Source organism: Mesorhizobium sp. M7A.F.Ca.US.005.03.2.1, from assembly GCF_003997795.1.
Classification (GTDB): Bacteria; Pseudomonadota; Alphaproteobacteria; order Rhizobiales; family Rhizobiaceae; genus Mesorhizobium; species Mesorhizobium ciceri.
On sequence record NZ_RZRP01001193.1, the window covers coordinates 1 to 1,423 of the forward strand.

Here is a 1,423-nt window from a genome sequence, read left to right on the forward strand (position 1 = left end):
CTACAGCGCCTATTCGACCGGCCGCGGCTCCATCGTCATGCGCGGGCGCGTCAACATCGAACAGCGCGGCAACGACCGCGAGTCCATCATCATCACCGAAGTTCCCTACCAGGTGAACAAGTCGTCGATGATCGAGAAGATGGCTGAACTGGTGCGCGACAAGCGCATCGAAGGCATTTCCGATATCCGCGACGAGAGCGACCGCCAGGGCTACCGGGTCGTCATCGAGCTGAAGCGCGACGCCGTTGCCGACGTCATTCTCAACCAGCTCTACCGCTTCACGCCACTGCAGACCTCTTTCGGCGCCAATATGGTGGCGCTGAATGGCGGCAAGCCGGAAGTGATGAACCTGACCGATATGCTGAAGGCTTTCGTCGCCTTCCGCGAGGAGGTGATCACAAGGCGGACGAAGTTCCTGCTGCGCAAGGCGCGCGATCGCGCCCATGTGCTGGTCGGTCTCGCTATCGCAGTCGCCAACATCGACGAAGTCATCAAGCTGATCCGCACCGCGCCGGATCCGCAGACGGCGCGTGAGCAGTTGATGGAGCGGCGCTGGCCCTCTGGCGACGTGGAATCTCTGATCCTCCTGATCGATGATCCACGCCACCGGATCAACGAGGACGGTACCTACAATCTGTCCGAGGAGCAGGCGCGCGCCATCCTCGAGCTGCGCCTGCAGCGCCTGACCGCGCTCGGCCGCGACGAGATCGCCGACGAGTTGAACACGATCGGCGCCGAAATCATCGATTATCTGGACATTTTGTCTTCCCGCGCGCGCGTCCAGCAGATCGTCAAGGACGAGCTTGCCGCCGTGCGCGACGAGTTCGGCACGCCGCGCCGCACCGAGCTCACCGACGGCGGTTCGGACATGGAAGACGAGGATCTGATCCAGCGCGAAGACATGGTCGTGACGGTGAGCCATTCCGGCTACATCAAGCGCGTGCCGCTGTCGCTCTACCGGGCGCAGCGCCGCGGCGGCAAGGGCCGCTCCGGCATGTCGACCAAGGAAGAGGATTTCGTCACCCGGCTGTTCGTCGCTAACACCCATACGCCGGTGCTGTTCTTCTCCTCGCGCGGCATCGTCTACAAGGAAAAGGTCTGGCGGCTGCCGATCGGCAATCCGCAGTCACGCGGCAAGGCGCTGATCAACATGCTGCCGCTGGAGCAGGGCGAGCGCATCACCACCATCATGCCGCTGCCGGAGGACGAGGCCAGTTGGGGCGAACTCTACGTGATGTTCGCCACCACACGCGGCACCGTGCGCCGCAACGATCTATCCGACTTCGTCCAGGTCAACCGCAACGGCAAGATCGCCATGAAGCTGGAGGAAGAAGGCGACGAGATCCTCGGCGTCGAAACCTGCACCGACAAGGACGACGTGCTGCTGACCGCCAGTTCCGGCCAGTGCATACGCTTCTCCGTC

1 protein-coding gene is annotated in these 1,423 nt (G+C 63.1%); it reads left to right on the forward strand.

Annotated features, from left to right (window positions below; genetic code table 11):
* Positions 1–1,423: DNA gyrase subunit A (locus tag EN991_RS36130; RefSeq protein ID WP_281058850.1), on the forward strand; the 1,423-nt coding region annotated here is incomplete at both ends.